Origin of the sequence: Arsenophonus sp. ENCA (assembly GCF_002287155.1) — a bacterium.
GTDB lineage: Bacteria > Pseudomonadota > Gammaproteobacteria > Enterobacterales > Enterobacteriaceae > Arsenophonus > Arsenophonus nilaparvatae.
In genome coordinates this window covers 1-2485 of record NZ_NHNG01000565.1, presented here as the reverse complement: position 1 = coordinate 2485, position 2485 = coordinate 1, and the positions used below count along the sequence as shown (strand labels likewise).

General features: G+C 35.9%; 3 protein-coding genes and 1 pseudogene. 2 read left to right on the top strand and 2 right to left on the bottom strand.

The window, feature by feature from the left end; all coding sequences use genetic code 11:
- Positions 1–1038: 1038 nt before the first annotated feature.
- Positions 1039–1368, top strand: a pseudogene (locus CBG25_RS14725) (UvrD-helicase domain-containing protein); the annotation flags it as partial.
- Between the two features lie 12 nt (positions 1369–1380).
- Here CBG25_RS14725 and CBG25_RS14720 read toward each other — a convergent pair.
- The gene (locus CBG25_RS14720; protein WP_290606888.1) at positions 1381–1818 is read right to left on the bottom strand and encodes an IS110 family transposase; all 438 of its coding nucleotides are present in this window, start codon (positions 1816–1818) and stop codon (positions 1381–1383) included.
- A 225-nt stretch (positions 1819–2043) separates the two neighbouring features.
- Between CBG25_RS14720 and CBG25_RS14715 the strand changes: the two genes are divergently transcribed.
- Complete coding sequence (locus CBG25_RS14715; protein WP_290607560.1) at positions 2044–2244, top strand: hypothetical protein; 201 nt, start codon at positions 2044–2046, stop codon at positions 2242–2244.
- Here CBG25_RS14715 and CBG25_RS14710 read toward each other — a convergent pair.
- Positions 2227–2361, bottom strand: coding sequence for a hypothetical protein (locus CBG25_RS14710; RefSeq protein ID WP_290607558.1), 135 nt, complete (start codon positions 2359–2361; stop codon positions 2227–2229). The genes CBG25_RS14715 and CBG25_RS14710 overlap by 18 nt on opposite strands.
- Positions 2362–2485 lie beyond the last annotated feature (124 nt).

Below are 2485 nucleotides of genomic sequence, written 5' to 3'. Positions count from 1 at the left end.
TAACAAGCTGAAAATTCAGCGGCTAAATTTTTCAATTCTTCGACTGATAATCCAATGATTGCTTTACATAAACGATTATCTCGTAACAGCCGCTCTTTGTTGATCATTTCAAACCTTTATTCTCTAAGTTAAACCTCTTTTTATTCTCAATAGCGTGACAAAAAATGCAAGTCTCTATTCAGCAACTAGTTTATTGACTGGCAGGGCGATAAGCTTGTCGTTAATGCTTTTGCCCGAACAGGAAAAACCTCAACCTTAGTGAAATATGCTGAAAAACATCTCGAACTCCGGATGCTCTACATTGCGTTTAATCGCTCAGTGAGAGAAAAGGCGGACGAGAAATTTCCCGCTAATGTGCTTTGTAAAACCTCTCATCAACTGGCGTGACCTGGCTTTGGTAGAAATTACGCTAATCGATTAACCCATTCTCTGCGTCTTTTTGATATTGCTAATGCCATTCAGAGCGATGACTGGCTATACGTAAACGCGATTCAGGATACCTTAAAGAACTTTATCACGAGTTTCGCACCAACAAATAAACAAGTTATTTTTAAGTTCAATTCGACATAATATATAATTCGCAAAAATTGCTAATTAACACATAAGTTATTGAAATAAATATATATTTTATATTATAAAATATCTTACGGATAAAACATTATTTTAGATATTTTTAGAACTTTATATGCCTGTGCGAAACTCGTGTTTATGTGCAGGGTGGATAGTCAGATTATGTTACGTCACTGTCCTTCAATATTAATGGGTCAAGTTAAAAAATCATTTACCGCTAATGATAAGCCTGTTGCTCAATAGTGAAATAAAACTGCTTTCAATAAAAACAAGTTAGATACATCTAAAAAACACAAAAATAGGTTATTTTTTAATCTTATATAGGTCATTTTTAATTCAAAAATTGATTATTTTATCATCAATAGCTGGTTTTTTTGTAAGTCACAATTAATTTTGCTATTGAGCAACAGGCTTGATGTTGTTAGCCAGAGCGAACGGCTCTGGCATCGAATGATTGACCTTGCTGATAATTTCCCCGTCGTTCATGATATGTACTTAAAACTGTACCAACTCTCCCAACCTAATCTTTCCCATCGTTTTGACGTTATTTTGTTTGATGAAGCGCAGGACGCTAATCCGGTTACTCACGATATTGTGTTTCGTCAAACCAGGAAGTTAGTGATGGTGGGTGATGCTCATCAACAGATTTATCGTTTTCGAGGGGCGGTCGATGCATTACATGCCCCTTTGCTTGGTGATGCTGACCGTCTCTGGTTAACCCATAGCTTTCGCTTTGGTGCCTGTGTCGCGGATATGGCTAATGCATTACTGGCCATGAACGGTGAAACGCATCAGATACCGTCTTTCTTATCATGATACAAGAGCTATATTCTCATCGAAGGGGATGCCAGATTTTAAGACACCATAAGCTAATTGGAGTAATTTTCGCATTGCCGCACAGATGCCTACTTTACCTCCTTTGTGACGTGATACGAGCCGCTGCCACTGTGCTTTTATTATAGGGTTACAGGAAATGGCAGATAAAGCCGGCATGTATAATGCTTTTCTGAGCTCTGTATGACCTCGTTTTGATAGGCGACTACGTCCTTTAAATAAACCAGACTCATGCAGTTTTGGGTTAAGACCAACATAGGCCACGACTTCTTTACTGTTGCTAAATTTTGACATATTACCGATATAAGCCAGTAAACTCGCACTCAGTATTTCACCAATTCCAGGTATGCTTTCCAGCAACGCTTTGTTTTTCTTTAAATCAGGATCGCTATTAATATGACACGAGTTTCGCACAGGCATATAAAATTCTAAAAATGGCTTAAAAGCAATGATTAATCTGCAAGTTACTAAAAAACATAAATTTTCTTAAATTACAATAAGTTGTATTTGATTTATAAGGTTTTGACTATTTATATATATATATCATGCTGAATTAAACTTAAAAATAGAGCGTTTTTTTATTGGTGCGAAACTCGTGTAGACAAAAAAAGCCCTTGTGTACTAATTGCCGATGATACATTGATTGCCAAAACACGTAGTAGAAAAATAGAGATGGTTCATTATCAATATTCAGGTAATAAGCATGATGTTATTGCTGGCATAGGTTTGGTTAATTTGCTTTGGCATGATCTGACAAGTGTTGAATCAATTCCTATTGACTATCGTATTTATGATAAAGATTCTCACGAGTTTCGCACAAAACTAATTTGGGTACGCTAATAAAACACGGATGTGCTCAGCAATAGCATTTTTGATTACGTCCCAATTTTGTTGATAAAGGGTTATTTTTTCAGATATACGACGTTTATGTTGTTCAAACCACGCAGAAATAGCCACGAGTTTCGCAGTCTCTAAAAAAGAAGTATAAATTTAAAAACAAGAAAAAATCAGGATGTTCATATTTTGTCCGGTTATCCATGCATTAAAGATATCTATAAAATATTCTTGCAAGTAAGCAGTG